Below are 25,930 nucleotides of genomic sequence, written 5' to 3'. Positions count from 1 at the left end.
TACCGACGCTCCGATCATCGCAGCCGAAGCGGCCCTGCGGAAGCCGCCGCGAGTCTCCGCCGGATGCGGGCCACTTAGGGTCCCAGGCGCCGCGAGCCGGGCGCCCGTTCTGTTCGGAGCTCTTACGGTCACCCCTCCCCTTTCGGGTGACATCCGGGCCATCTCCGCATCACCCACACCCAACGGGCACATAGTCTGCGCACCGCTACGGCGTATCGGGGGAGTGCGGTCACGCCGGGGAGGGACGAGCATGACGACGGACACGGCCACCGGCGAGACCACGACGGCGCACAGCGCCTCCGGCCCCCTCCGCTGCCGTCCCTCGGGCCGGCACCGCAAGCCCCGCCCCCGGCGCATGGTCCTCGCCGCCGGCGGGCTGGCGCTCGCCGCCGGGGCCCTGAGCCTGCTACACCTCGCACCCGAGTCGGTGACGGGCGGGGGCGGCACGGCGGAGGCCGAGCCCCGGATCGACGCCAGCGACACGGCGGCCACGACCGTGACGGCGCCGGCCGCGGGTGCCATGAGCCACCACCCCGCGGCCGACGTCAGGACGGCAGCGAGCGCGAGCCCCGCCGCACCGCACGGCGTGAGCCCGTCCGCGTTCCCGTCCTCGTCGGCGCCTCGCGCCAGCGACCCCGCCACCGGCATCCCCGAGGCGCCCTGGACCCCCACGGCCTCCCGCACCCCCGAGCCCCCGGCGGCCACGACGCCCGCCACGTCAGAGCCCGTCCCGTCCCCGACCGCGCCCACGACCACCCAGCCACCGGCTCCCCGGCCGAACCCCCCGGGCCTGTGCGTCCCGCTCGTGGGCCTGTGCGTCAACGGCTTGTCGGCACCTGGCGGTTGACCGGGACCGTACGGGGGCTTCCCATGTCCGTGTGGGCGTGTCAGTCCTGAGCCTGGGCCCGCGCTCTGCCCGCGTTGCCGGGCGTCCCCATGTCTGGGCGTCTCGGTCCGGGGCGCTGACTCGACCCGCCACCCGCGCACCGGACCGGCACGGGCAGTCGCCGTCCGGCGGGTGAGCCGAGCCGTGGCAGGGGATCAGGTCGCGCCGCCGGAGCCAGGCACGGCGCTCCTCGGGCGGGCTACGCGGACGCCGCTTCCCGGCGCGCCAGGAGCCACGGCTCGATCACGCCGAGGCCGCGCACCGGGCGCTGCCACATCGGCTGGAGCGCGAAGCGGTACGAGGGCGGCTCCTTGCCCTCCTTCTCCGCCGTGGCCGCGGCCTCGGCGGCCGCCGACTCGGACGCGGGCGCGTCGCCGGTGCGGGTGAGCTCCTCCGCGAAGGCGCCGTCCACCAGGACCGAGTCCCGGGGAGCTATCGAGGTCAGCCTGCTCGCCAGGTTCACCGTCGTACCGAAGACATCGCCCATCCGGGTGGTCACCGTGCCGAAGGCGATACCCACGCGCAGCTCCGGCATGGTCGCGTCGTTCGCCATCGTCTCGATCAGGCGCAGCGCGATCTCCGCGGCGACACCCGCGTCGTCCGCCGCGTACAGCACCTCGTCACCCAGCGTCTTGATGAGCCGTCCGCCGTGCGCGGCCACCAGGTCGGCCGCGGTCGTCTCGAACGCCTCGACGAGTTCGCCGAGTTCCTCCTCCTCCATGCGGCGCGTCAGCCGCGTGAAGCCGACGAGGTCCGCGAAGCCCACCGCGAGGCGGCGGTCGACCATCTCCTCGTCGTCGGCGGCCTGGACGACCCGGCCGGTCGCGGCGGCGAGCTGACGGCGCCAGACGTAGACGAGGAACTCCTCCAGCTCCGGCAGGAGCAGCTCGACCAGGGGGTAGGTCACCTCGGTGCGGGTCATGCCGGGCTCGGGAGGCTCGGTGAGACCCTCCAGGAAGGAGTCGATCTGCCACTCGGCCAGACGGGCCGTGGTCTGGCCGGTCGAACGGGCCACCTGCACCGCCATCGCCTCGCTGAGCAGGCCCGCCTCGACCAGACCGGCGAGGCGGCGCAGGGCCAGGACGTCGGCCTCCGTGAGCGCCTTGGCCTGGCCGATGTCCGCGAAGCCCATCGCCCGCCAGAAGCGGGACGCCAGTTCCATGGAGACGCCGGCGCTGCGGGCCGCCTGGAAGGGGGTGTAGCGGCGCTCCGCGCCCAGGATGAGCTGCTCCAGGCGGAGCGCGAGGGGGTTCTCCTCGGACTCGGCGTGTGCGTCCCGCCCCGGTTCACCGTCGGGGGCGGGGTCCACGCCCGTGCCCGAGCCCGTGTCGTCGACGGTCACGCGTGCTGCCCTTCCGATCTGCCGCGGTCAGGTATCGACCGCGGTCAACTCTACGGCAGGTGTGCGGTAGCTCACTCCTCAGCGGCGTCGTCGCGCACCCGGCGTCACGGTGACCGTCACCGGGGCTCCGCCCCCGGACGCGGTGCCGGCCTGCGGCCTCGTCCTCGTCGAACGCCGGACCGACCGCATCGTCACGCGGGCCGCAGATGCACCACGTCCCCCGCCCCCACCGGCTCCTGTACGCCCTCCTCCGTCGCGAGGACGAGGCGGCCGTCGCCGTCGATCGCCACCGCCTCGCCGGTGATGGACCGGTCGCCCGGCAGCTCGGCGCGTACCAGGCGGCCCAGCGTCGCGCTGCCCGCCGCGTACGTCTGCTGGAGGCCGCTCGCCGCGGGGTCGCCGCCGGCGGCGCGCCAGCGGCCGTACCAGTCCTCCAGGGACCTCAGCACCGCCCGCAGCAGCGGGTCGCGGTCCGTGGTACGGGCGCCCGCCAGGGCCAGGGAACCCGCCGTGGGTACCGGCAGCTCGTCCTCTCGGAGCGTGACGTTGATGCCGATGCCGATCACCACCGCGCCCTCGCCCGCGCGCTCCGCGAGGATCCCGCCGGCCTTGCGTTCATCGTCACCCACGGTGACCAGCACGTCGTTGGGCCACTTGAGTGCGGTGTCCACGCCCGCGGCCCGGGTGAGCCCGGTCGCGACGGCCACCCCGGCGAGCAGCGGCAGCCAGCCCCAGCGGGCGAGAGGCACCCCGGCCGGTTCGAGCAGTACCGAGAAGAACAGGCCGGAGCGGGCCGGGGCCGTCCAGGTGCGGTCCAGTCGCCCGCGTGCCGCGTTCTGCTCCTCGGCGACCAGGACGGTGCCCTCGGCGGCCCGGCCGGCCGCGGCGAGGGCGACGAGGTCGCTGTTGGTGGACCCGGTGCGCTCCACCACCTCGATCCCGGACCACAGCCCGCCCTCCCGCAGCAGTCCCCGGCGCAGCGCGACGGCGTTCAGGGGCGGGCGGTCCAGGTCGGACCACCGGCTGCCGCCGCCCGCGGCGTCGTTCGACCGGTCGTTCCCGTCTGAGGCATCTCGCGGAATCATGCAAGCCACCCTAGGTGTGGTAAACGCCGCACTGCCGATCGGTAGGCCCGCCACTACGCTACGGATGAGTAACCGTTCGTTCTTCTGAGCATTCTCGTAGCACCTCATCCTCACGTCCCCACTGAGCAGGCAGGGAGCCGCATCCCGATGTCCGAGCCGGAAGAGATCGACATTCACACCACCGCGGGCAAGCTCGCGGACCTCCAGCGCCGCGTCCAGGAGGCGACGCACGCCGGCTCGGAGCGTGCTGTCGAGAAGCAGCACGCCAAGGGCAAGCTGACGGCCCGTGAGCGGATCGAACTGCTGCTGGACGAGGGCTCGTTCGTGGAGCTCGACGAGTTCGCCCGGCACCGCTCGACCAACTTCGGCCTGGAGAAGAACCGGCCGTACGGGGACGGGGTCGTCACCGGGTACGGGACCGTCGACGGGCGTCCGGTCGCCGTCTTCTCCCAGGACTTCACGGTCTTCGGCGGCGCCCTCGGCGAGGTCTACGGCCAGAAGATCGTCAAGGTGATGGACTTCGCCCTGAAGACGGGCTGTCCGGTCATCGGCATCAACGACTCAGGCGGCGCCCGTATCCAGGAAGGTGTCGCCTCGCTGGGCGCGTACGGCGAGATCTTCCGCCGCAACACCCATGCCTCCGGTGTTGTCCCGCAGATCAGCCTGGTCGTCGGCCCGTGCGCGGGCGGCGCGGTGTACTCCCCGGCGATCACCGACTTCACGGTGATGGTCGACCAGACCTCGCACATGTTCATCACCGGCCCGGACGTCATCAAGACGGTCACCGGGGAGGACGTCGGCTTCGAGGAGCTGGGCGGCGCCCGCACCCACAACACCGCCTCCGGCGTGGCCCACCACATGGCCGGGGACGAGAAGGACGCCGTCGAGTACGTCAAGCAGCTGCTGTCGTACCTGCCGTCCAACAACCTCAGTGAGCCCCCGGCCTTCCCGGAGGAGGCGGACCTGTCCGTCACCGAGGAGGACCGCGAGCTGGACACGCTGGTCCCGGACAGCGCGAACCAGCCGTACGACATGCACACGGTGATCGAGCACATCCTGGACGACGCCGAGTTCTTCGAGACGCAGCCGCTGTTCGCGCCGAACATCCTCACCGGCTTCGGCCGGGTCGAGGGCCGCCCGGTGGGCATCGTCGCCAACCAGCCGATGCAGTTCGCGGGGTGCCTGGACATCGACGCGAGCGAGAAGGCCGCGCGCTTCGTGCGCACCTGCGACGCCTTCAACGTCCCCGTCATCACCTTCGTCGACGTGCCCGGCTTCCTGCCGGGGGTCGACCAGGAGCACACGGGCATCATCCGCCGCGGCGCCAAACTCATCTACGCGTACGCGGAGGCGACGGTCCCGCTGATCACGGTGATCACCCGCAAGGCCTTCGGCGGCGCCTACGACGTCATGGGCTCCAAGCACCTGGGCGCGGACCTCAACCTGGCCTGGCCGACCGCCCAGATCGCCGTCATGGGCGCGCAGGGCGCGGTCAACATCCTGCACCGCCGCACGATCGGCGAGGCGGACGAGCCGGAGGCGACGCGCGCCCGGCTCATCCAGGAGTACGAGGACACCCTCCTCAACCCCTACATCGCGGCCGAGCGCGGCTACATCGACGCGGTGATCATGCCGTCCGACACCCGCGGGCACGTCGTGCGCGGTCTGCGCCAGCTGCGCACCAAGCGGGAGTCCCTGCCCCCGAAGAAGCACGGCAACATCCCCCTGTAGACCCCCGGACCCTTGGGAGCGGACATGACGATCAAGGTCGTACGGGGCAATCCGACCCCGGAGGAGCTGGCCGCCGCACTGGCGGTGGTCCGGGCCCGCGCCGCGGCGGCGGCCGCCATACCGCCGGGCGCGGCGCGGGAGCGGGACTCCTGGGCCGACCCGGCCCGTATCGCCGCCCACCGACTGCCCCAGCCGGGCGCGACGGCGTGGAGCCGCACGTACTGGCCCGGCTGACCTACGGCACCTCGGCGACGACTTCGGCCATCACCGCGTACCCCCCGTCATTCGGGTGCAGGTGGTCGCCGAAGTCGTACGCCGGGTGCAGCCGGTCCGGTGACGGCGCCGAAGTACAGGGTGACGGTGAGCGACTCCCGCCGAACAAGTTGAGTACGCGTACTCAGGCGCCGGGCCACACCGACAGCGCACGATCGATGACATGCTGTGGTCCGACCCCGAGAACGAGCCGCCGAAGGAACTCCGCGACGTGCAGGAGATGTTGCGGCGGCTGGGGGTCCTCATGGCGCTGGCCATGCTGCTGACCATGATCGTCATCGGCGTCAGATGAGGGGCACCGATACGCTGTCCGCATGACCGTTCAGCCCCGTCGCCGCCTTGTGCTCGCATCCCAGTCCCCCGCCCGGCTCGGACTGCTCCGGCAGGCCGGACTCGACCCCGAGGTCATCGTGAGCGGGGTCGACGAGGACGCCGTCACCGCGCCCACCCCCGCGGAACTCGCGCTCGCGCTGGCCGAGGCCAAGGCGTCCGTGGTGGCCGCGAAGCCCGAGGTCATGGGCGCGCTGGTGATCGGCTGCGACTCGGTGCTCGACCTGGACGGCCAGGCCCTCGGCAAGCCCGCGGACGCGGAGGAGGCGACGGCCCGCTGGAAGGCGATGCGCGGCCGGGCGGGCACGCTGCAGACCGGCCACTGCGTCTACGACACGATCAGCGGCCGGTACGCCTCCGCCACCGCGTCCACCGTGGTCCGCTTCGGCGAGCCCTCGGACGAGGAGATCGCCGCGTACGTGGCCTCCGGCGAACCCCTCTACGTGGCCGGAGCCTTCACGCTCGACGGCCGCTCGGCGCCCTTCATCGACGGCATCGACGGCGACCACGGCAATGTCATCGGGATCTCGCTGCCCCTGGTCCGCCGACTGCTGGCCGAACTGGGCGTCGGGATCACGGAGTTGTGGACGCCGCAGGAGAAGTGACCGGCGGTGCGGCCGGGGCGGCGGACCGGCCGGACGCCCGGCACGCAGCACCGGACGACCGGCGCTGAACGGTGTTCAGGGGGTGGCCGGTGCGGGCCCGCCGCTCTCCGGCCCCTCCGCACGCTCCGGAACCCGCTGCGCCGTCCGCGGAGCCCCGTCCGCGCCCGCGGGACCACCGTCCGCCGACGGCGCGTCAGCCGGGCCCACCCGGCGGTCGTACGTCATCAGAGTGAGAACGATCAGCCCGAGCACCACCATCATGTACGCGAACGCGCCCCAGCCGGCCAGGCCCACCGCGAAGGCGCCGAGCAGACCGTGCACCACGGCGGCGCTGATCAGGACGATGCGCCAGAAGCCGGACGGGGAACGGTCACGCACGGCGACGAGCAGGGCGGCGAGCGCGCACAGCACGAAGTAGAGCCCGAAGACGACACCGCCCGCCTTCGACGACACCGACATCACGTTCGGGTCGAGGCCCGCCAGGGACATCTTCTGCCGGTGGACCACCACACCGAGGAGCCAGTTCAGCAGCGCGATGCCGATCGCCTCCACGAGGAGGACGATCGTCAGGACCCCTGCCACCGGTCTGCGGACCACCACCGGCCCCCACCCACCTTCGACCACGCCGAGTGTTACTGCCAGTACCTTGGAGACATCGCGAACGCTACTAACGGGTAAACCCGGGGACAAGAGGTCTGGCGACGGCAAAGAATCGTTGGGCCATTAGTAGGGACTCCACAAAGAAACACGACCGGCGGCAGGACTAGTTCATAGAGACCTTGACCACACCGGAGGGCTAGGGTTTTCCGGTGGATTCCCCTGTGCGGCGGTGCGACAAGGGGTTTCGCAGGTTGAGTGAGCCTGGTTTCACGCTCCGTGTGGGCAAGCTCACCACTGGGGACGGGTCGAAACGTCGTGTCGGCAGTCCCTAAACTCGGCTTGTTTCAAGGAGAGGGAGCCATCGTGCGCAAGGTGTTGATCGCCAACCGTGGCGAAATCGCTGTCCGTGTCGCCCGGGCCTGCCGTGACGCCGGGATCGCGAGTGTGGCCGTGTACGCCGACCCGGACCGGGACGCCCTGCACGTCCGCGTGGCGGACGAGGCGTTCGCACTGGGCGGTGACACCCCAGCCACCAGCTACCTGGACATCGAGAAGGTGTTGCAGGCGGCGAAGGACTCCGGTGCGGATGCCATTCACCCCGGTTACGGCTTCCTCTCCGAGAACGCCCACTTCGCCCAGGCCGTCCTGGACGCGGGCCTGATCTGGATCGGCCCGCCGCCGCAGGCCATCCGGGACCTCGGCGACAAGGTCGCCGCCCGGCACATCGCCCAGCGCGCCGGCGCGCCGCTGGTGGCCGGTACCCCCGACCCCGTCTCCGGCGCCGACGAGGTGGTCACCTTCGCGCAGGAGCACGGCCTGCCCATCGCGATCAAGGCCGCCTTCGGTGGCGGCGGGCGCGGTCTGAAGGTCGCCCGCACCCTCGAAGAGGTCCCGGAGCTGTACGAGTCGGCGGTGCGCGAGGCCGTGGCCGCGTTCGGCCGCGGGGAGTGCTTCGTCGAGCGCTACCTGGACAAGCCGCGTCACGTCGAGACCCAGTGCCTGGCCGACCAGCACGGCAATGTGGTCGTGGTCTCCACCCGGGACTGCTCGCTGCAGCGCCGCCACCAGAAGCTGGTCGAGGAGGCCCCGGCCCCCTTCCTGAACGAGGAGCAGCTCGCCGAGCTGTACCGCGCGTCGAAGGCCATCCTGAAGGAGGCCGGGTACGTGGGTGCAGGCACGGTGGAGTTCCTGGTCGGCAACGACGGCACGATCTCCTTCCTGGAGGTCAACACCCGTCTGCAGGTGGAGCACCCGGTCACCGAGGAGGTCGCCGGCATCGACCTGGTGCGGGAGATGTTCCGGATCGCCGACGGTGAGGAGCTGGGCTACGACGACCCGCAACTGCGCGGTCACTCCTTCGAGTTCCGCATCAACGGCGAGGACCCGGGCCGCAACTTCCTCCCGGCGCCCGGCACGGTGACGCGGTTCGACCCGCCGTCGGGCCCGGGTGTGCGCCTGGACGCGGGCGTGGAGTCGGGTTCGGTCATCGGCCCGGCGTGGGACTCGCTGCTGGCCAAGCTGATCGTCACGGGCCGTACCCGCAAGGAGGCGCTGGAGCGCGCCGCCCGCGCCCTGGACGAGTTCCAGGTCGAGGGCATGGCCACGGCGATCCCGTTCCACCGGGCGGTCGTCCGGGACCCGGCGTTCGCACCCGAACTGACCGGTTCCGCTGACCCGTTCACGATCCACACCCGCTGGATCGAGACCGAGTTCGTCAACGAGATCAAGCCCTTCACGGCGCCCGCGGAGGCGGAGGCCGATGAGGAGCCGGGCCGCGAGACGGTCGTCGTCGAGGTCGGCGGCAAGCGCCTTGAGGTGTCGCTGCCGGCGTCCCTGGGGATGTCGCTGGCCCGTACGGGTCTGGCGGCCGGCGCCAAGCCGAAGCGGCGCGCGGCCAAGAAGTCCGGGCCGGTGGCCTCCGGTGACACGCTGGCCTCCCCGATGCAGGGCACGATCGTGAAGGTCGCGGTCGAGGAGGGCCAGGAGGTCAAGGAAGGCGACCTGGTCGTCGTCCTGGAGGCCATGAAGATGGAGCAGCCGCTGAACGCGCACAAGGCCGGCACCATCAAGGGCCTGACCGCGGAGGTCGGCGCGTCCATCACCTCCGGCGCCGCCATCTGCGAGATCAAGGACTGACCCAGCCGCACGGCGAGCCGCCCCGTGGACCGATGCCTCGGTCCACGGGGCGGCTTGCCCGCACGCCGGGGCGCAGCATCACTCGCACGGGGCGACGGCGATACGGCGGGGATACGGCGACGCGACAGACGGCACACGCCGCGGGCAGCACGAAGCCGCTGAGGCTGTGCGGGGGCGGGGCCGCACGGGCGTGATCCGGGTGGCGGTGTTCGTATGACCGAGGACGCACTGCGCCGAACGGAGGCCCCGGCGACCGGCGGCACACGTGTGCCCGGCGAGGCCACCATGGGCCCTGCGGCACGACGCCCCCCGCGGAGCCGGGGGCGCGCCCCTCGACTGACGTGGCACCGGACGGCGTACGGCCTGACACGCCACCGCGCACGGCGTCGTCGGGGCACAGGCGTGGAGCGGGGCGCGGTCGGAGCCAGGGCCCTTCCGGCGGATCTCCGCGGCGTCGCGACGCCCGTCCCGCGCCCCCAGCCTTCGGCCGGGAGGTGCCCCCGCTCGGCGCACGCCGAGAGCACGCACCGGACGCCGCTCCTTGTCCGACGGAGATCCGTCAGAAGTGCCCTAGCGGCGGCGCAGGTCCGCGACCCGGGCGCGTTCTCCCGTGGGCGGATCCCCGAGGACCGTCGCACTGCGCAACTGCGGACCACCGCCGGGGACCTGGCCGCGGCGTGGCCCCGGGAGGGGCACGTCCCGGCGCGGCTGACGCCCCGGCGGGACCGCATCGCCTCCCGTGGCCCCGCCGCCCGACGCTCCCGCGACCCCGATCTGCACGCCCTGATCGGCCAGAGCCTGCAGCTCGGTGGCGGCGCGGTCGTCGTGCGCGGGCGGTTCGTCCGTCACCAGCCGGGTGATCACGTCCGTCGGCACCGTCTGGAACATCGTGTCCGTGCCGAGCTTCGTGTGGTCGGCGAGGACGACGACCTCCGCGGCCGCCTGCACCAACGCACGGTCGACGGACGCCGACAGCATGTTGGACGTGGACAGCCCGCGCTCGGCGGTCAGCCCGCTGCCGGACAGGAAGGCCTTGGAGACCCTCAGGCCCTGGAGCGACTGTTCGGCACCGCTGCCGACCAGGGCGTAGTTGGAGCCGCGCAGGGTGCCGCCGGTCATCACGACCTCCACGCGATTGGCATGGGCCAACGCCTGGGCCACCAGCAGCGAGTTGGTGACGACGGTCAGTCCGGGCACCCGCGCGAGCCGGCGCGCCAGCTCCTGCGTGGTGGTCCCCGCCCCGACCACGATGGCCTCGCCCTCTTCGACGAGCCCCGCCGCGAGGTCGGCGATGGCCGTCTTCTCGGCGGTCGCGAGATGTGACTTCTGCGGAAAGCCGGACTCCCGCGTGAACCCGCCCGGCAATACCGCACCGCCGTGCCGGCGGTCGAGGAGTCCTTCTGCCTCCAGCGCGCGCACGTCCCGCCGTACGGTCACTTCGGAGGTCTGGACGACGCGGGCGAGCTCACGGAGCGACACGGCCCCGTTCGCTCGCACCATTTCGAGGATCAACTGGCGACGTTCTGCAGCGAACACGAAACTGACAGTAACCCCAACGACCGTCTGGTTTCAGCAGTTTGCGCCGAATAACAGAAGTTGTTCGCATGGCAGGGCGGAGAGTGGTATAGGCGCCCACTCCCGGCGCCCATGCCGTACGCATCGTCGGCGAGTCCCCGCGACCAGCCCTGTGACCTGCGGCTGTCCGCGACGGGCCGTCAGGCCTCGACGCCGGTCTTCCGGGTGTGCAACTGCCGTGCCACCTCGGCGATCGAGCCCGAAAGGGAGGGGTACACGGTGAACGCGTTCGCGATCTGTTCGACCGTCAGATTGTTGTCGACCGCGATCGAGATGGGATGGATGAGTTCGGACGCGCGCGGTGCGACGACCACGCCCCCGACGACGATCCCGGTGCCGGGCCGGCAGAAGATCTTGACGAAGCCGTCGCGGATGCCCTGCATCTTGGCGCGCGGGTTGCGCAGCAGCGGCAGCTTGACGACCCGGGCGTCGATGTTGCCGGCGTCGACGTCGGCCTGGGTGTAGCCGACGGTGGCGATCTCGGGGTCGGTGAAGACGTTCGAGGAGACGGTCTTCAGGTTGAGCGGGGCCACCGCGTCGCCCAGGAAGTGGTACATGGCGATGCGTCCCTGCATGGCGGCGACGGAGGCGAGGGCGAAGACGCCGGTCACGTCACCGGCGGCGTACACACCCGGAGCCGTCGTCCGGGAGACCTTGTCCGTCCAGATGTGACCGGACTCCCGGAGCTTGACCCCGGCCTCCTCGAGCCCCATCCCGCTGGTGTTGGGGACGGCGCCGACGGCCATGAGGCAGTGCGAGCCCGTGATCACTCGTCCGTCGGCGAGGGTGACCTCGACGCGGTCGCCCACACGCTTGGCGGACTGCGCGCGCGAGCGGGCCATCACGTTCATGCCGCGGCGCCGGAAGACGTCCTCCAGGACGGCGGCGGCGTCGGGGTCCTCGCCGGGCAGCACACGGTCGCGCGAGGAGACGAGGGTGACCTTGGACCCGAGGGCCTGATAGGCGCCGGCGAACTCGGCACCGGTGACACCGGAACCGACGACGATGAGTTCCTCGGGCAGCTCGTCGAGGTCGTAGACCTGGGTCCAGTTGAGGATCCGCTCGCCGTCCGGCTGGGCGTCGGGCAGCTCGCGCGGGTGACCGCCGGTGGCGATGAGCACGGCGTCGGCGGTGAGGGTCTCCTCGCTCCCGTCCGCCGCCCGTACGACGACCTTGCGGGACCCGTCCAGCCCCTGCATGCCCTCCAGCCGGCCGCGGCCGCGCATGACCCGGGCGCCGGCGCGCGTGACGGACGCGGTGATGTCGTGGGACTGGGCGAGCGCGAGCCGCTTCACCCGGCGGTTGACCTTCCCGAGGTCGACCCCGACGACGCGGGCGGCCTGCTCCAGGGGAGGGGTGTCGTCGGCCACGATGATGCCGAGCTCCTCGTACGAGGAATCGAAGGTCGTCATCACTTCGGCCGTCGCGATGAGCGTCTTCGACGGCACGCAGTCGGTGAGCACCGACGCCCCGCCCAGACCGTCGCAGTCGACGACGGTCACCTCCGCGCCGAGCTGCGCGGCCACCAGCGCCGCTTCATATCCGCCGGGTCCGCCACCGATGATCACGATCCGAGTCACGTACTCCATTGTCCCGCACGCTTCAGGCGGTTCTCCTCCGGGGGCGGACCGATGTACTTCTGTTACAGGAGAGGCTGACGTGGTGCTGACGTACTCTCGACTCCATGTCGCTCTACGCCGCGTACGCCGGCAACCTCGACGCGCGGCTGATGACCCGCCGCGCACCCCACTCGCCGCTGCGCGCCACCGGCTGGCTCAACGGCTGGCGGCTGACCTTCGGGGGCGAGCACATGGGCTGGGAGGGCGCCCTCGCGACGATCGTGGAGGACCCGATCTCACAGGTCTTCGTCGCGCTGTACGACATCGCGCCCATGGACGAGGAGTCCATGGACCGCTGGGAGGGCGTGGGTCTCGACGTCTACCGCCGGCTGCGCGTGCGCGTCCACACGCTGGACGGCGAGGAGTCGGCCTGGACCTTCGTGCTGAACGGCTACGAGGGCGGCCTGCCCTCGGCACGCTACCTGGGCGAGATCGCGGACGCGGCGGAGTCGGCCGGGGCACCGCACGACTACGTGATGGAGTTGCGCAAGCGGCCGTGCTGAGCGGCGCCCGGTCGGCCGGTCCGGACCGCGCGGCCATCTTCCGATCAAAGGTCGTCGGAAACGACAAGACAACGATCGCATTGTCGTGACCTCCGTCATCTACGCGCGTAGGCCCAAACCGGCTACCCTCATGCGCGTGAACGCATCTCTTCTTCCGGACGACATCCAGGGCGACCCCTACGCCGCCGCCGACGCCGCCGCCGCGCGCCTGCGCGAGCTGACCGGTGCCGAGACCCACGACGTGGCCCTCGTGATGGGCTCCGGCTGGGCTCCGGCCGTCGACGCCCTCGGCGAGGCCGAGCCCGAGTTCCACGTCACCGAGCTGCCCGGCTTCCCGCCGCCGGCGGTCGAGGGACACGGCGGCAGGATCCGCTCGTACCGGATCGGCGACAAGCGGGCCCTGGTCTTCCTGGGCCGTACGCACTACTACGAGGGCCGCGGCGTCGCCGCCGTCGCGCACGGCGTCCGCACCGCCGTCGCCGCCGGCGCCAAGACGATCGTCCTGACCAACGGCTGCGGCGGCCTGCGCGAGACCATGCGCCCCGGCCAGCCCGTGCTGATCAGCGACCACATCAACCTGACGGCGACCTCCCCGATCGTCGGCGCCAACTTCGTCGACCTGACGGACCTGTACTCCCCGCGCCTGCGCGCCCTGTGCAAGGAGATCGACCCCACCCTGGAGGAGGGCGTCTACGCGCAGTTCACGGGCCCGCACTACGAGACCCCGGCCGAGATCCGCATGGCCCGCGTCATCGGTGCCGACCTGGTGGGCATGTCCACGGTCCTGGAGGCCATCGCCGCACGCGAGGCGGGAGCCGAGGTCCTGGGCATCTCCCTGGTCACGAACCTGGCCGCGGGTATGACGGGCGAGCCTCTGAACCACGAGGAGGTCCTCCAGGCGGGCCGCGACAGCGCGACCCGGATGGGGACGCTGCTGACCCAGGTGCTGAACCGCCTGTAAGAGCTCCGGAGGCCAGGCGCCGCGAGCCGGGCGCCCATTCTGTTCGGAGCTCTAGGGAACCGCCCGCCGGGGTATCCGTCAGTGGGGCCCCGCGCCCCCGGATCCCGATCACGCCGAACGCCCCCGGGCCCACGCCGGACGGGACCGCGGTGCCTGCCCGAGGCGCCACCCCACCGGTCCCCTGGCGGACGCCCGCGTGCCGGACCGAGGCGGTCACCATCGCCCCACCCACGGCAGGCGGGACGCCGGTCCCGTACGACCGGCCGCCCGGCACCGGACCCACCACCGGCCGAGGGCGCCCGACAAGCAGACAACGAGAGGTTGACCCGACGTGCACGACGAACTCATCGCACGGGCCAAGGCGTGGCTGGCCGAGGACCCCGACGCGGAAACCCGCGAGGAACTCGCGAAGCTCATCGACGCCGAGGACCACGCCGAGCTCGCCGCGCGCTTCAGCGGCACCCTCCAGTTCGGCACGGCCGGTCTGCGCGGCGAACTCGGCGCCGGGCCCATGCGCATGAACCGCGCCGTGGTCATTCGCGCCGCCGCGGGCCTCGCCGCGTACCTCAGGTCCAAGGGCCAGGGCGACGGCCTCGTGGTCATCGGCTACGACGCCCGTCACAAGTCGGCCGACTTCGCCCGGGACACCGCGGCCGTCATGACGGGCGCGGGCCTGCGCGCTGCCGTTCTCCCCCGGCCCCTGCCCACCCCCGTCCTGGCCTTCGCCGTCAGGCACCTCGGCGCGGTCGCCGGTGTCGAGGTCACCGCCAGCCACAACCCGCCCCGGGACAACGGCTACAAGGTCTATCTCGGCGACGGCTCCCAGATCGTGCCCCCGGCCGACGCGGAGATCGCGGCGGAGATCGACGCGATCACCACCCTCGCCGCCGTCCCCCGCCCGGACTCCGGCTGGGACACCCTCGACGACAGCGTCCTGAACGCCTACCTCACCCGCACGGACGCGGTCCTCGCCCCGGACTTCCCCCGCACCGCCCGCACCGTCTACACGGCGATGCACGGCGTCGGCAGGGACGTCGTCCTGGCCGCCTTCGAGCGCGCCGGCTTCCCCGCCCCGGCCCTCGTCACCGAGCAGGCCGACCTCGACCCGGACTTCCCGACCGTCGCCTTCCCCAACCCGGAAGAGCCCGGCGCCATGGACCTCGCGTTCGCGAAGGCCCGCGAGACGGAGCCCGACCTCGTCATCGCCAACGACCCCGACGCCGACCGCTGCGCGGTGGCGGTCAAGGACGGCGGGGACTGGCGCATGCTGCGGGGCGACGAGGTGGGCGCCCTGCTGGGCACGCACCTGGTCCGCCGCGGGGCCACCGGCACCTTCGCCGAGTCGATCGTCTCGTCCTCCCTGCTCGGCCGCATCGCCGAGAAGGTGGGCCTGCCGTACGAGGAGACCCTCACCGGCTTCAAGTGGATCGCCCGCGTCGAGGGGCTGCGCTACGGCTACGAGGAGGCGCTCGGCTACTGCGTCGACCCCGAGGGCGTCCGCGACAAGGACGGCATCACGGCGGCCCTGCTCGTCACCGAGCTGGCCTCCGAGCTGAAGGAGCAGGGCCGCACCCTGCTCGACCTGCTCGACGACCTCGCCGTGGAGCACGGCCTGCACGCCACGGACCAGCTGTCGGTCCGGGTGCAGGACCTCACGGTCATCGCGGACGCGATGCGCCGGCTGCGCGAGCAGCCCCCGACCGAGCTGGGGGGCCTCGCGATCACCAAGGCCGAGGACCTGACGCAGGGCACGGACCGGCTCCCGCCGACCGACGGTCTGCGCTACACCCTCGACGGCGCCCGCGTCATCGTCCGCCCCAGCGGCACCGAGCCCAAGCTCAAGTGCTACCTGGAGGTCGTGGTCCCGGTCGGCTCGCACGCCGGCCTGCCCGCGGCGCGCGCCCAAGCGGCCGACCGGCTCGCGGCGATCAAGCGGGACCTGTCGGCGGCGGCCGGCATCTGACCCACCGGGTGCCCCTGTCGGGAGACATGGCAGGGGCACCCCGTCGGGGAACTTCCCCGCGACAGCTGAGGCACCTTCGGCGCGCTGGTCGCCGGTGCGGGAACCGGTGTTCCGGTACCGTCCGCCGAGCGCCGCAGCCGCCACCGTGTCCTGCGCGGCTCAGCCCGCCGGGGTGAGCGTGGCCGTGGGGGTTCCCGTCCCCTCGGGGGCCGGCGCGGTGGTGTGCGAGGGGGTGGGCCGGGGAGTCTCGGTGGGGGACCCCGTGGGCGTGGGGCTTCCCGGGGTGTCGGTCGGCGGCGCGGAGGCAGGGGTGGTCCCCGCAGGGGTGGGCGCTGCTCGGCCGCCGGAGGGCGTCCCGGTGGGGGTGGGCCCCGGGGTCGGTCCCGGGCCCGGGGTCGGGGTCGCCCTCGCGGACGGTCCCTTGGCTACCTCTAGTGCTGCGACCGGAAAGGTTCACCGGCTCGCGACGCCCGGCACGGCACCTCGCCGCGTTGTCGCATCGCCCGAGTACATCCAGTACGCGGGCGACGCTCCGCCTTGCGATGCACCGCACCGGACGCCGCGAGCTTCCCGGCAAACCTTTCCGGCCACAGCACTAGGCAAGGAAGGGGAGCGCGGTCCGCCGGAGGCGGGCCGGGTGCGGAGTACTGACCGTCCGGTCAGCCCATCGCCAGCAGGATCGCCAGGAGTGCCGCGCCCGCCGCCGCCGGGCCCAGGACCTCGTACGCCCAGCGGACCGTCGGCTCGCCCTGGGGCTGGTCGGACTTCTCGTGCGCCTCGGCCAGGGTGCGCAGGTCGTCCATGATCTGGTCGGTCGGGGCGCGGACGGGCCCGTCCGGCATCGGCGGCAGCGCCAGGGAGGCCAGGGGGCCCCGGCCACCCGCGCCATCGGCCTGCGCCGCGCGGCTCTGCTGCCGGGCCGCCCTCTTGCGGGCGCGCAGCGAGACGGGCAGTGCCCACAGCTGGTACTTCGCGCCGGACGTGGTGACGACCTCGTTCGAATACCCGGAGCGGAGCAGGGCGACCGACCCCCAGGGCAGCACGATCACCCGGAACGGGTTGCGGATGCGCAGCCGCTCCTCGTTCGCGTACACGGCCGGGCGGAGGGTGAAGGCGGTGAGCAGCGGGACGACCAGGATCATCCCGGCGAGCGCCAGCCAGGGGAGGCGGCCGTGCCCCGAGACCAGCGCGTCGATGCCGAGCCAGAGCGCGAGGGCGAGCAGCAGCACTCCGGACGCGATACCGGCGGGCGACCGGTAGATCCGGTCCCGGGACTCGGGTGCCGAGCGGCCGGCAGCGGGTGGCTGGTGATCGGGGGTCGTCATGGACCCGATTCTGCCCGACCGGCGCGAGGGGGCCCGTAACAGATACGCAACCGTGGCCCGCGCGGCCCACCCGTGGTCCGGCCCGCATCCGGAGCCTCCCGGGGCTGTACAGCCGCTACGCGCGTAGATATGCTCGGCTGGTGACCATGCCCACCTCTGCACCCGCTGCACACGCACTCACGGACGTCACCGCGTCCGACAGCACGCTGCGCCGCTTCCTCCACGGGCTGCCCGGCGTCGACGCGGTCGGCCTGGAGGCGCGCGCCGCCTCGCTCGGCACCCGTTCCATCAAGACCACCGCGAAGGCGTACGCCATCGACCTCGCCATCTCGATGGTCGACCTGACGACGCTGGAAGGCGCGGACACCCCGGGCAAGGTCCGGGCGCTCGGCGCGAAGGCGGTCCATCCCGACCCGACGGACCCTGCGACCCCCACGACGGCGGCCGTCTGTGTCTATCCGGACATGGTGGCCGTCGCGAAGGAGGCCGTCGCGGGCTCCGGCGTGAAGGTCGCGTCCGTTGCCACCGCCTTCCCCGCGGGCCGTGCCGCGCTCGACGTCAAGCTGGCGGACGTGCGCGAGGCCGTGACCGCGGGCGCCGACGAGATCGACATGGTCATCGACCGCGGGGCGTTCCTCGCGGGCAGGTACCTGAAGGTGTACGACGAGATCGTCGCCGTGAAGGAGGCCTGTGGGACGAACGCCCGCCTCAAGGTCATCTTCGAGACGGGCGAGCTCTCGACGTACGACAACATCCGCCGCGCCAGCTGGCTCGGCATGCTGGCGGGTGCCGACTTCATCAAGACCTCGACCGGAAAGGTCGCCGTCAACGCGACCCCGGCCAACACCCTCCTCATGCTGGAGGCCGTACGAGACTTCAGGGCGCAGACCGGCGTCCAGATCGGCGTGAAACCGGCCGGCGGCATCCGCACCAGCAAGGACGCGATCAAGTTCCTCGTGCTGGTCAACGAGACCGCCGGCGCGGACTGGCTGGACAACCACTGGTTCCGCTTCGGCGCCTCCTCGCTCCTGAACGATCTGCTGATGCAGCGTCAGAAGCTGGCCACCGGCCGCTACTCCGGCCCCGACTACGTGACGGTGGACTGAGACCCCATGAACATGGAAAACACGCCTTCCGCATTCGAGTACGCACCGGCGCCCGAGTCCCGCTCCGTCGTCGACATCGCCCCGTCGTACGGCCTGTTCGTCGACGGCGAGTTCACCGACGCGGCCGACGGCAAGGTCTTCAAGACGATCAGCCCGGCCACCGAGGAGGTCCTCTCCGAGGTCGCCCAGGCAGGGGAGGCGGACGTCGACCGCGCGGTGCAGGCCGCCCGCAGGGCCTTCGAGAAGTGGTCGGCGCTGCCCGGCTCGGAGCGCGCCAAGTACCTGTTCCGTATCGCTCGCATCATCCAGGAGCGCAGCCGCGAACTGGCGGTCCTGGAGACGCTGGACAACGGCAAGCCCATCAAGGAGACCCGCGACGCCGACCTGCCGCTGGTCGCCGCGCACTTCTTCTACTACGCGGGCTGGGCCGACAAGCTCGACCACGCGGGCTTCGGGCCGAACCCGCGGCCGCTGGGCGTGGCCGGCCAGGTCATCCCCTGGAACTTCCCCCTCCTGATGCTGGCGTGGAAGATCGCCCCGGCGCTCGCGACCGGCAACACGGTCGTCCTCAAGCCCGCGGAGACCACCCCGCTCTCGGCACTCTTCTTCGCCGACATCTGCCGTCAGGCGGGCCTGCCCAAGGGCGTCGTCAACATCCTTCCGGGATACGGCGACACGGGCGCCGCCCTGGTCGCGCACCCGGACGTCGACAAGGTCGCCTTCACCGGCTCCACGGCCGTCGGCAAGGAGATCGCCCGCACGGTCGCGGGCACCCGCAAGAAGCTCACCCTCGAACTGGGCGGCAAGGGCGCCAACATCGTCTTCGACGACGCCCCGATCGACCAGGCCGTCGAGGGCATCGTGGGCGGCATCTTCTTCAACCAGGGCCAGGTCTGCTGCGCGGGCTCCCGCCTTCTGGTCCAGGAGTCGATCCAGGACGAGCTCCTGGAGTCCCTCAAGAGGAGGCTCTCGACCCTCCGCCTGGGCGACCCCCTCGACAAGAACACCGACATCGGCGCGATCAACTCCGCCGAGCAGCTGGCCCGGATCACCGCGCTCGCCGAGCAGGGCGAGGCGGAGGGCGCCGAGCGCTGGTCGCCCGCCTGCGAACTCCCGTCCTCCGGCTACTGGTTCGCGCCGACGCTCTTCACCAACGTCACCCAGGCGCACACCATCGCCCGCGACGAGATCTTCGGCCCGGTGCTGTCGGTCCTCACCTTCCGCACCCCGGAGGAGGCCGTCGCCAAGGCCAACAACACCCAGTACGGCCTCTCCGCCGGCATCTGGACGGAGAAGGGCTCCCGCATCCTGGCGGTGGCGAACAAGCTCCGCGCGGGTGTCGTCTGGTCCAACACGTTCAACAAGTTCGACCCCACCTCGCCCTTCGGCGGCTACAAGGAGTCGGGCTTCGGCCGCGAGGGCGGTCGCCACGGCCTGGAGGCATACCTCGATGTCCGATAAGCCCGAGAGGTTCGGGAAGCTGGAAGAGCGACTCTCTGTCTTCAAGACCTACAAGCTGTACGTGGGCGGCAAGTTCCCGCGTTCCGAGAGCGGCCGGGTGTACGAGGTGACGGACTCCAAGGGCACATGGCTGGCCAACGCCCCGCAGGCCTCCCGCAAGGACGCCCGGGACGCGGTCGTGGCCGCCCGCAAGGCGTTCGGCGCCTGGTCGGGCGCGACGGCGTACAACCGGGGACAGATCCTCTACCGCATCGCGGAGATCCTGGAGGGCCGCCGAGACCAGTTCGTGCGCGAGGTGGCCGAGGCCGAGGGGCTGTCGAAGTCCAAGGCCGCCGCCCAGGTCGACGCGGCGATCGACCGCTGGGTCTGGTACGCGGGCTGGACCGACAAGATCGCCCAGGTGGTCGGCGGCGGCAACCCGGTCGCGGGCCCGTTCTTCAACCTGTCGACGCCCGAGCCGACGGGCGTGGTCGCGGTCCTCGCCCCCCAGGATTCGTCCTTCCTGGGCCTGATCTCGGTGATCGCCCCGGTGATCGCGACCGGCAACACGGCCGTCGTGATCGCCGCCGAGAGGTGTCCTCTGCCGGCCCTCTCCCTCGGCGAGGTCCTGGCCACCTCCGATCTGCCGGGCGGTGTGGTGAACGTCCTCTCGGGCCGAACGGCGGAGATCGCGGCCCCGCTGGCCGCCCACCAGGACGTCAACGCGATCGACCTGGCCGGCGCCGACGACGTACTGGCGAAGGAGCTGGAGGTCGCCGCGGCGGACAACCTGAAGCGCGTACTGCGTCCACAGCCTGTGGATTACTTCGCGGCACCGGGCATCGAGCGCCTGACGGCCTTCCTGGAGACGAAGACGGTCTGGCACCCGACGGGCTCGCTGGGCGCCTCCGGCTCGTCCTACTGAGGCCTCCCCGGGACAGGAGAGCCGCGCTTCCCCGCCGTCCGGGGGAAGCGCGGCTCTTCGTCGTGGAGGCCGTCAGAGCCACCCGTTCGGGCGACGGTCAGCGGGTCGCCCGAAGTACCCGCCCGACCACCGGCACGCTGCCGAGCGACTGCGCCTGGGCCACCGGCCGGGTCAGGGTCTGCGACGACAGGGGCTTGAAGTCGGCGATCTGGGTGGCGACGCCGTTGTCGAGCGGATCGGCTCCCGTGCCCGCCAGCGGGTTGGGCTTGAGGCCCGCGAGCGGGCCCGTGACATGTCCCACGGCCCCCGTCAGCGCCGGCAGCCCCGCCTGCGGGTCCGCGTCGCCCAGCGACGCGGGCCGGGTGCGCATCACGTCGAGGACCGGGGCGCTGTCCGCCGAGGCCGTGGCCGCGCCCGCCCCCAGTGCGGCACCCGCGGTCGCGAGCGCGACAACGGTGCGCCGGGCGGTGGGGGACTTGGGGTAGGCGTGTCGTGCCATGGCTGCTGCCACCTCTTCACTGCTGAGCGTAATCATGTCGACACGCACAGTAGTTGAGGTGTGATGTCTGCTCCAACGCCGACCCGCGGGGTCCGCACAGTGCCCGGGATGCGTCAGACTGGTGTCTCGTGAGTCTCCATCCTCCGGCCCCCGCCCGCGTCGTGCTGCTCTGCGGCCCCTCCGGATCCGGCAAGTCCCTCGTCGCCGCCCTGTCGGGCCTGCCCGTGCTGCGGCTCGACGACTTCTACAAGGAGGGCGACGACCCCACCCTGCCGCTGGTGGAGGGGAGTTCGGACATCGACTGGGACGATCCGCGGTCGTGGGACGCGGACGCCGCGGTCGCGGCCATCGCCGAACTGTGCGCCACGGGCCGCACGACGGTGCCCGTGTACGACATCGCGCTCAGCGCGCGTACCGGCGAGGAGACACTGCACATCGACCGTACGCCGGTGTTCGTCGCGGAGGGCGTCTTCGCCGCCGAACTCGTGGGGCGCTGCCGTGAAGCGGGCCTCCTGGCCGACGCGCTGTGCCTGACCCGTGGGCCGCTGACCACGTTCCGCCGCCGTTTCGCGCGCGACCTCGAGGAGGGCCGCAAGTCGGTCCCGTTCCTGCTGCGCCGCGGCTGGCGGCTGATGCGCGCGGAGCGGTCGATCGTCGCCCGCCAGACGGGCCTTGGGGCGTACGCCTGCGACCGGGACGAAGCGTTGAGCCGGCTCGCGGCAGCCGCGGCGGGCCGGCGAGCGTCGGTGAGCATCGCGGCGTAGTCCCGCGAGCGGCGGGACGGCAGAACGAGAACGGGACGGCAGGACGGCAGGACGGCAGGACGGCAGGACGGCAGAAGAGAACAGGACGGCAGGACGGCAGAACGGGAAACGGGACTGGATGGACCCCCCGGCCCCCCAGTCCCGCTCTCCTGCGCACCGCCGTGCTTCCCCCGTGGCGGCACTTCCCCCGTGGTCCCCCGTGACCCCGTGATTCCCCCGTGTTCCTCCCCCGGTACCGCTCCCCCGTGTTCCCCCGTATCCCCCCGATCCCTCAGGCGACAAGCTCCCCGAAGGACTCCTCCTCGTCACGGCCGAAGCTGAGGACCTCGTCCTCGCGCAGCCGGCGGAGCGACCGCCAGATGCTGGACTTCACCGTGCCGACACTGATGTCGAGGATCTCCGCGATCTCCGGGTCCGTGCGGCCCTCGTAGTAGCGCAGGACCAGCATGGTGCGCTGGAGTTCCGGCAGCCGGGCGAGCGCCTGCCACAGGACGGCGCGCAGTTCGGTGCCGCGCATCGCATCCGTGTCGCCGGCGGTCTCCGGCAGCTCCTCGGTCGGGTACTCGTTCAGCTTGCGGCGGCGCCACGCGCTGATGTGCAGGTTGGTCATGGTCCGCCGCAGGTAGCCACCCAGCGCGGCCTTGTCAGTGATCCGGTCCCACGCCTTGTACGTCGAGAACAGGGCGCTCTGCAGCAGGTCCTCGGCCTCGAAGCGGTCACCGGTCAGGTGATAGGCGGTTGCGTACAGGGAGGCGCGGCGCTCCTCGACGTAGGCGGTGAACTCCGCCTCCGTCGCCGAGCGGCGCTCCCCCGAGGCCTCCCCGTACGCGGCTCCCCCGTGAGCTTCCCCCGTGTGAGCGTCAACCACCGTCATATAGCCGGTGTGCTGACGCCCGGTGCCGCGAGCGCACCCCCGCCCTCCCCCAAGCTCTCGGCTCCGCTCGAGCAGGGTGGTACCGCCACCGGTACCGGACTTCTCCGAACCCCGGGTCACGTCGTGCAGCCGCGTGACCACTGCGCTGGTGCTGGTGCCGTGCAGCGTGTTCATCTCGCGCCCCCCGTCGTGGAGTCCCGGTCTTCGACTTGCTTCCTTGCCTGTGCCGAAAACTCTGCCGGGGCGACTTCATGGCCGTGTCCGTCGACTGTCACAGACCTGTCACAGGGGTCGTCCGCAGCCACCTCACAGCATGGTGACGGAGAAGAGTCGTACGGCTACGCATCCGTGACGGTGATCGGGTCCGAGGACGGGCAACAGGCGTGGGAGCGCTCCAGCAGTCGAAAGACGGCCATGGCATGGGCCAGAATGGCCCCCGTGCCTTCCCTGTTGCTGATCGAGGACGACGACGCCATCCGGACGGCCCTGGAGCTCTCTTTGACGCGCCAGGGACACCGGGTGGCCACCGCTGCCACCGGCGAGGACGGTCTCAAGCTGTTGCGCGAGCAGCGGCCTGATCTGATCGTGCTGGACGTCATGCTGCCCGGCATCGACGGGTTCGAGGTGTGCCGCCGCATCCGGCGCACCGACCAGCTGCCGATCATCCTGCTGACCGCGCGCAGTGACGACATCGACGTCGTGGTCGGGCTGGAGTCCGGCGCCGACGACTACGTCGTCAAGCCGGTGCAGGGGCGGGTGCTCGACGCCCGGATCCGGGCCGTGCTGCGCCGCGGCGAGCGCGAGGCCAGCGACTCGGCGACCTTCGGCAGCCTGGTCATCGACCGGGCCGCGATGACGGTCACCAAGAACGGCGATGACCTGCAACTCACCCCGACGGAACTGCGGTTGCTGCTGGAGCTGAGCCGGCGGCCCGGACAGGCGCTGTCCCGGCAGCAGTTGCTGCGGCTGGTGTGGGAGCACGACTACCTGGGCGACTCACGGCTCGTCGACGCGTGCGTGCAGCGGCTGCGCGCCAAGGTCGAGGACGTACCGTCGTCCCCGACGCTGATCCGCACGGTCCGCGGCGTCGGCTACCGGCTGGACGCGCCTCAGTGACCGATCCGCAAGGGGGACTCCGCGGCTGGGCCGCGGCGCGCAAGGCCGTACTGTCGCGACTGCGCTTCACGAGCCTCAGACTGCGCCTTGTGGTGGTGTTCGGGCTCGTCGCGCTCACCGCCGCCGTGTCCGCGTCCGGCATCGCGTACTGGCTCAACCGCGAGGCCGTGCTCACCCGCACCCAGGACTCGGTGCTGCGCGACTTCCAGCAGGAGATGCAGAACCGGGCGAGTTCGCTGCCCGTGCATCCGACGCAGGACGAACTGCAGCACGCCGCCGGGCAGATGGCCAACAGCAGCCAGCACTTCAGCGTGCTGCTGGTCGCGCAGGACGAGCACGGCAGGACCGTGGCCGGCAACTCCGCCCTGGACACCTTCACGCTGGAGGACGTGCCGAAGTCCCTGCGCAAGGCGGTCGACAGGCAGCAGGCGGTGTCGTCGGCCAACAAGTCCCCCTACCACCTGTACTGGCAGCGCGTCGTCGAGGGCGACAAGCCGTACCTGGTGGGCGGGGCGAAGGTGATCGGCGGCGGCCCGGCCGGCTACATGCGCAAGTCCCTGGAGCCGGAGGCCAAGGACCTCGACTCGCTCGCCTGGTCCCTAGGTATCGCCACCGGTCTCGCACTGATCGGCTCGGCGCTGCTCGCCCAGGCCGCCGCCACGACCGTGCTGAAGCCGGTGCACCGCCTCGGCATCGCGGCCCGGCGCCTGGGCGAGGGCAAGCTGGACACCCGGCTGCGTGTGTCCGGCACCGATGAGCTGGCCGAGCTGTCCCGGACGTTCAACAGCGCCGCCGAGTCCCTGGAGAAGACCGTCGCGGACATGAGCGCCCGGGAGGAGGCCTCCCGCCGATTCGTGGCGGACATGTCGCACGAGCTGCGCACGCCCCTCACGGCGATCACGGCCGTCACCGAGGTCCTGGAGGAGGAGCTGGACGCGGAGACGGGTGGCATCGATCCGATGATCGAGCCCGCCGTACGGCTCGTGGTCAGCGAGACCCGGCGGCTCAACGACCTCGTCGAGAACCTGATGGAGGTCACCCGCTTCGACGCGGGCACGGCCCGGCTGGTCCTGGACGACGTGGACATCGCCGACCAGATCACCGCGTGCATCGACGCCCGCGCCTGGCTGGACGCCGTCGAGCTGGACGCCGAGCGCGGCATGATGGCCCGCCTCGACCCGCGTCGCCTCGATGTGATCCTGGCGAACCTGATCGGCAACGCGCTCAAGCACGGCGGTTCGCCGGTACGCGTCCGCGTGCGCGAGGAGGGCGAGGAGCTCCTCATCGAGGTGCAGGACCACGGCCCCGGCATCCCCGAGGACGTCCTGCCGCACGTCTTCGACCGCTTCTACAAGGCGAGCGCCTCGCGTCCGCGCTCCGAGGGCAGCGGCCTCGGCCTGTCCATCGCCATGGAGAACGCGAACATCCACGGCGGCGGGATCACGGCCGCCAACGCGCAGGGGGGCGGGGCGGTGTTCACGCTGCGCCTGCCGCGCGACGCGTCGCCGCTGATCGCGGAGGAGACGCGGAACGGGAACGGCACCGAGGAGAACGCCCGATGACCCTACGAGGCGGACGCTGCTTGCTCGCCGTCCCGCTGCTGGCCGCGCTGCTGGCCGGGTGTGGCATCCGGGCCACCCAGGTGCCCACGGACTTCGGCCCCGCCCCCTCCCGGATGCCCTGCGCGCTGCCGGGCGCCGACGTGTCCACGCAGGCCGGCCGTGGCATACCGGTCCAGGTCTTCATGCTGTGCGCCGCGCAGCTGGTGACGGTCGACCGTTTCGTGCGTATACCCGACGGCACGGCCGAGGCGCGGCGCCGTGTGCTGGTGGCACAGGGACTGCTCGACCAGCTCGCCGCCAAGCCGTCCGCCCCGCAGAAGCAGGCGGGCTACACGACGGACGTCACCGGCGGCATCAGGGTGAGCGGGCCGCGCGGCAAGGATCCGGAGAGCACGTTCCGGCTGAGCGTCCGTCCGCAGGACCTCACCTCGTTCGCCCTCGCGCAGATCGTCTGCACCTTCGCCGACTCGGAGGCGACCGCCACCGACGACGGGACCGTCGTGCTCGGCGGCCCGCAGGACCGGCCGCTGCGCCGCTACCGGTGCACGAGCGAGGTGCGTTCCCGCCCGGGCACCGTGACACCGCCCTCGACCGAGGCACTCGGCGCCTGAACCGGCGCGGTCCCGGCCGCCCGCCAGGCGCTCGGCGCTCGGCGCTCGGCCATGTGTCCCCCTCATGCGCCGCGCCGCGCGGCGGAACCGATCGTGCCG

The 25,930-nt window shown here is 72.0% G+C and carries 24 protein-coding genes; 16 read left to right on the top strand and 8 right to left on the bottom strand.

What is annotated here, in order from left to right; translation table 11 throughout:
• The first annotated feature begins 250 nt into the window (after positions 1–250).
• A complete protein-coding gene (locus ASC56_RS22790) occupies positions 251–847 on the top strand; it encodes a hypothetical protein (RefSeq protein ID WP_055493346.1) in 597 nt (198 codons plus the stop codon).
• Positions 848–1,085: 238 nt separating this feature from the next.
• Here the strand turns inward: ASC56_RS22790 and ASC56_RS22785 are convergent, their stop codons facing one another.
• Entirely contained in the window at positions 1,086–2,228 is a 1,143-nt protein-coding gene (locus ASC56_RS22785; protein WP_055493345.1) for an adenylate/guanylate cyclase domain-containing protein, read from the bottom strand.
• 191 nt (positions 2,229–2,419) lie between these two features.
• Positions 2,420–3,313: a biotin--[acetyl-CoA-carboxylase] ligase gene (locus ASC56_RS22780; RefSeq protein WP_055493344.1), complete on the bottom strand. Its 894-nt coding sequence runs from the start codon at positions 3,311–3,313 to the stop codon at positions 2,420–2,422.
• Positions 3,314–3,460: 147 nt separating this feature from the next.
• On the opposite strand from ASC56_RS22780, the gene ASC56_RS22775 reads away from it, so the two are divergent.
• The 4 genes from ASC56_RS22775 (at position 3,461) to ASC56_RS22765 (ending at position 6,252) form a co-directional block, all read left to right on the top strand.
• Positions 3,461–5,044, top strand: a complete 1,584-nt coding sequence (locus ASC56_RS22775) for an acyl-CoA carboxylase subunit beta (protein WP_055493343.1) — start codon at positions 3,461–3,463, stop codon at positions 5,042–5,044.
• Positions 5,045–5,068: 24 nt separating this feature from the next.
• Positions 5,069–5,278 (top strand): acyl-CoA carboxylase epsilon subunit, encoded by a 210-nt coding sequence (locus ASC56_RS22770; RefSeq protein ID WP_055493342.1) that lies wholly within the window; start codon positions 5,069–5,071, stop codon positions 5,276–5,278.
• 202 nt (positions 5,279–5,480) lie between these two features.
• Positions 5,481–5,609, top strand: a complete 129-nt coding sequence (gene mmpB, locus ASC56_RS42835) for a morphogenic membrane protein MmpB (protein ID WP_267887631.1) — start codon at positions 5,481–5,483, stop codon at positions 5,607–5,609.
• A gap of 22 nt (positions 5,610–5,631) precedes the next feature.
• Positions 5,632–6,252 (top strand): nucleoside triphosphate pyrophosphatase, encoded by a 621-nt coding sequence (locus ASC56_RS22765; protein ID WP_055493341.1) that lies wholly within the window; start codon positions 5,632–5,634, stop codon positions 6,250–6,252.
• A 75-nt stretch (positions 6,253–6,327) separates the two neighbouring features.
• On the opposite strand, the gene ASC56_RS22760 is transcribed toward ASC56_RS22765, so the two are convergent.
• Positions 6,328–6,849 carry a hypothetical protein gene (locus tag ASC56_RS22760; protein ID WP_063784994.1) on the bottom strand — a complete coding sequence of 174 codons (522 nt, stop codon included), beginning with the start codon at positions 6,847–6,849 and terminating at the stop codon, positions 6,328–6,330.
• A gap of 366 nt (positions 6,850–7,215) precedes the next feature.
• Between ASC56_RS22760 and ASC56_RS22755 the strand changes: the two genes are divergently transcribed.
• A complete protein-coding gene (locus ASC56_RS22755) occupies positions 7,216–8,988 on the top strand; it encodes a biotin carboxylase N-terminal domain-containing protein (RefSeq protein WP_055493339.1) in 1,773 nt (590 codons plus the stop codon).
• A 570-nt stretch (positions 8,989–9,558) separates the two neighbouring features.
• Here the strand turns inward: ASC56_RS22755 and ASC56_RS22750 are convergent.
• The gene (locus tag ASC56_RS22750) at positions 9,559–10,524 is read right to left on the bottom strand and encodes a DeoR/GlpR family DNA-binding transcription regulator (protein ID WP_079102646.1); all 966 of its coding nucleotides are present in this window, start codon (positions 10,522–10,524) and stop codon (positions 9,559–9,561) included.
• Positions 10,525–10,703: 179 nt separating this feature from the next.
• Positions 10,704–12,152, bottom strand: coding sequence for an NAD(P)H-quinone dehydrogenase (locus tag ASC56_RS22745; protein ID WP_055493337.1), 1,449 nt, complete (start codon positions 12,150–12,152; stop codon positions 10,704–10,706).
• A 95-nt stretch (positions 12,153–12,247) separates the two neighbouring features.
• On the opposite strand from ASC56_RS22745, the gene ASC56_RS22740 reads away from it, so the two are divergent.
• From ASC56_RS22740 to ASC56_RS22730, 3 genes are all read left to right on the top strand, one after another.
• Positions 12,248–12,685 carry a gamma-glutamylcyclotransferase gene (locus ASC56_RS22740; protein ID WP_055493336.1) on the top strand — a complete coding sequence of 146 codons (438 nt, stop codon included), beginning with the start codon at positions 12,248–12,250 and terminating at the stop codon, positions 12,683–12,685.
• Between the two features lie 136 nt (positions 12,686–12,821).
• The gene (locus ASC56_RS22735; RefSeq protein ID WP_055493396.1) at positions 12,822–13,646 is read left to right on the top strand and encodes a purine-nucleoside phosphorylase; all 825 of its coding nucleotides are present in this window, start codon (positions 12,822–12,824) and stop codon (positions 13,644–13,646) included.
• A gap of 331 nt (positions 13,647–13,977) precedes the next feature.
• Positions 13,978–15,609 carry a phospho-sugar mutase gene (locus ASC56_RS22730; protein ID WP_055493335.1) on the top strand — a complete coding sequence of 544 codons (1,632 nt, stop codon included), beginning with the start codon at positions 13,978–13,980 and terminating at the stop codon, positions 15,607–15,609.
• A 659-nt stretch (positions 15,610–16,268) separates the two neighbouring features.
• Here the strand turns inward: ASC56_RS22730 and ASC56_RS22725 are convergent.
• Positions 16,269–16,934, bottom strand: coding sequence for a PH domain-containing protein (locus ASC56_RS22725; RefSeq protein WP_055493334.1), 666 nt, complete (start codon positions 16,932–16,934; stop codon positions 16,269–16,271).
• Between the two features lie 146 nt (positions 16,935–17,080).
• Between ASC56_RS22725 and deoC the strand changes: the two genes are divergently transcribed.
• Genes deoC through ASC56_RS22710 form a run of 3 tightly spaced genes read left to right on the top strand, consistent with a single transcriptional unit; the run spans position 17,081 to position 20,405 of the window.
• Positions 17,081–18,040, top strand: a complete 960-nt coding sequence (gene deoC, locus ASC56_RS22720; RefSeq protein ID WP_055493333.1) for a deoxyribose-phosphate aldolase — start codon at positions 17,081–17,083, stop codon at positions 18,038–18,040.
• A 12-nt stretch (positions 18,041–18,052) separates the two neighbouring features.
• Positions 18,053–19,501, top strand: a complete 1,449-nt coding sequence (locus tag ASC56_RS22715; RefSeq protein ID WP_055493395.1) for an aldehyde dehydrogenase family protein — start codon at positions 18,053–18,055, stop codon at positions 19,499–19,501.
• Entirely contained in the window at positions 19,491–20,405 is a 915-nt protein-coding gene (locus ASC56_RS22710; RefSeq protein ID WP_055493332.1) for an aldehyde dehydrogenase, read from the top strand. Before ASC56_RS22715 ends, ASC56_RS22710 begins: the two co-directional genes overlap by 11 nt.
• Positions 20,406–20,502: 97 nt before the next feature.
• Here ASC56_RS22710 and ASC56_RS22705 read toward each other — a convergent pair whose 3' ends face one another.
• Complete coding sequence (locus ASC56_RS22705) at positions 20,503–20,904, bottom strand: hypothetical protein (RefSeq protein ID WP_055493331.1); 402 nt, start codon at positions 20,902–20,904, stop codon at positions 20,503–20,505.
• 128 nt (positions 20,905–21,032) lie between these two features.
• On the opposite strand from ASC56_RS22705, the gene ASC56_RS22700 reads away from it, so the two are divergent.
• Positions 21,033–21,668 (top strand): uridine kinase, encoded by a 636-nt coding sequence (locus tag ASC56_RS22700; protein WP_234377020.1) that lies wholly within the window; start codon positions 21,033–21,035, stop codon positions 21,666–21,668.
• 271 nt (positions 21,669–21,939) lie between these two features.
• Here the strand turns inward: ASC56_RS22700 and ASC56_RS22695 are convergent, their stop codons facing one another.
• Positions 21,940–22,716 (bottom strand): SigE family RNA polymerase sigma factor, encoded by a 777-nt coding sequence (locus tag ASC56_RS22695; protein ID WP_055493329.1) that lies wholly within the window; start codon positions 22,714–22,716, stop codon positions 21,940–21,942.
• 264 nt (positions 22,717–22,980) lie between these two features.
• On the opposite strand from ASC56_RS22695, the gene afsQ1 reads away from it, so the two are divergent.
• Genes afsQ1 through ASC56_RS22680 form a run of 3 tightly spaced genes read left to right on the top strand, consistent with a single transcriptional unit; the run spans position 22,981 to position 25,831 of the window.
• The gene (gene afsQ1 / locus ASC56_RS22690) at positions 22,981–23,658 is read left to right on the top strand and encodes a two-component system response regulator AfsQ1 (RefSeq protein WP_199836043.1); all 678 of its coding nucleotides are present in this window, start codon (positions 22,981–22,983) and stop codon (positions 23,656–23,658) included.
• Positions 23,655–25,220 (top strand): HAMP domain-containing sensor histidine kinase, encoded by a 1,566-nt coding sequence (locus ASC56_RS22685; RefSeq protein WP_055493327.1) that lies wholly within the window; start codon positions 23,655–23,657, stop codon positions 25,218–25,220. The genes afsQ1 and ASC56_RS22685 overlap by 4 nt, the downstream gene beginning before the upstream one ends.
• A complete protein-coding gene (locus tag ASC56_RS22680; RefSeq protein WP_055493326.1) occupies positions 25,217–25,831 on the top strand; it encodes a hypothetical protein in 615 nt (204 codons plus the stop codon). Before ASC56_RS22685 ends, ASC56_RS22680 begins: the two co-directional genes overlap by 4 nt.
• The last annotated feature ends 99 nt before the right edge of the window (positions 25,832–25,930 follow it).

The organism is Streptomyces sp. TP-A0356, assembly GCF_001417775.1.
Classification (GTDB): Bacteria; Actinomycetota; Actinomycetes; order Streptomycetales; family Streptomycetaceae; genus Streptomyces.
This window is presented reverse-complemented; position numbering and strand designations above follow the sequence as displayed.

Excerpts from the sequence above, each read along its gene's own strand:
- ASC56_RS22775 (WP_055493343.1), top strand. The coding sequence starts at position 3,461 with ATGTCCGAGCCGGAAGAGATCGACATTCACACCACCGCGGGCAAGCTC.
- ASC56_RS22765 (WP_055493341.1), top strand. The coding sequence starts at position 5,632 with ATGACCGTTCAGCCCCGTCGCCGCCTTGTGCTCGCATCCCAGTCCCCC.
- ASC56_RS22680 (WP_055493326.1), top strand. The coding sequence starts at position 25,217 with ATGACCCTACGAGGCGGACGCTGCTTGCTCGCCGTCCCGCTGCTGGCC.
- ASC56_RS22740 (WP_055493336.1), top strand. The coding sequence starts at position 12,248 with ATGTCGCTCTACGCCGCGTACGCCGGCAACCTCGACGCGCGGCTGATG.
- mmpB (WP_267887631.1), top strand. The coding sequence starts at position 5,481 with ATGCTGTGGTCCGACCCCGAGAACGAGCCGCCGAAGGAACTCCGCGAC.
- ASC56_RS22695 (WP_055493329.1), bottom strand. The coding sequence starts at position 22,716 with ATGAACACGCTGCACGGCACCAGCACCAGCGCAGTGGTCACGCGGCTG.
- ASC56_RS22770 (WP_055493342.1), top strand. The coding sequence starts at position 5,069 with ATGACGATCAAGGTCGTACGGGGCAATCCGACCCCGGAGGAGCTGGCC.
- ASC56_RS22710 (WP_055493332.1), top strand. The coding sequence starts at position 19,491 with ATGTCCGATAAGCCCGAGAGGTTCGGGAAGCTGGAAGAGCGACTCTCT.
- ASC56_RS22790 (WP_055493346.1), top strand. The coding sequence starts at position 251 with ATGACGACGGACACGGCCACCGGCGAGACCACGACGGCGCACAGCGCC.
- ASC56_RS22780 (WP_055493344.1), bottom strand. The coding sequence starts at position 3,313 with ATGATTCCGCGAGATGCCTCAGACGGGAACGACCGGTCGAACGACGCC.
- ASC56_RS22745 (WP_055493337.1), bottom strand. The coding sequence starts at position 12,152 with ATGGAGTACGTGACTCGGATCGTGATCATCGGTGGCGGACCCGGCGGA.
- ASC56_RS22725 (WP_055493334.1), bottom strand. The coding sequence starts at position 16,934 with ATGACGACCCCCGATCACCAGCCACCCGCTGCCGGCCGCTCGGCACCC.
- deoC (WP_055493333.1), top strand. The coding sequence starts at position 17,081 with ATGCCCACCTCTGCACCCGCTGCACACGCACTCACGGACGTCACCGCG.
- ASC56_RS22715 (WP_055493395.1), top strand. The coding sequence starts at position 18,053 with ATGGAAAACACGCCTTCCGCATTCGAGTACGCACCGGCGCCCGAGTCC.
- ASC56_RS22705 (WP_055493331.1), bottom strand. The coding sequence starts at position 20,904 with ATGGCACGACACGCCTACCCCAAGTCCCCCACCGCCCGGCGCACCGTT.